The sequence below is a fragment of the Myxococcus sp. CA039A genome (assembly GCF_013336645.1).
GTDB classification, from domain to species: domain Bacteria; phylum Myxococcota; class Myxococcia; order Myxococcales; family Myxococcaceae; genus Myxococcus; species Myxococcus llanfairpwllgwyngyllgogerychwyrndrobwllllantysiliogogogochensis.
Map to the genome: position 1 here is coordinate 1 of NZ_JABUMQ010000848.1, position 379 is coordinate 379.

Consider the following 379-nt stretch of genomic DNA (forward strand, 5'->3'; position numbering starts at 1 on the left):
GCTGCCGCCGACGAAGGCGACCTGGGCGCAGGCATAGAACGGCATCAGCTCGCCAAGGGTGTCGATGACGAACACGTCTGTGGCCGCGTGTGGCCACTGGTCCACGCGGCGGGTCGCCACGCTCCAGCCCTGTTCGCGCGCCAGCGCTTCCACCTTCGGGAAACGCTCGGGATGTCGCGGTGCCCACAGCAGCAGCAGCTCCGGATGCCGCTGGCGCAGGCGCCGGTGCAGGTCGATCACCGCCTGCTCCTCGCCATCATGGGTACTGGCGGCGATCCATACCGGACGAGCGGCCGGTACCCGCGCGTGGAACTGTTCGACGAAACCCTGCACATCCGGCGTGGCGATGTCGAATTTCAGGTTGCCCAGCGCCTGCACC

General features: G+C 68.3%; 1 pseudogene. It reads right to left on the bottom strand.

What is annotated here, in order from left to right:
* A pseudogene (locus HR086_RS47910) lies at positions 1-379 on the bottom strand (3-deoxy-D-manno-octulosonic acid transferase); the annotation flags it as partial.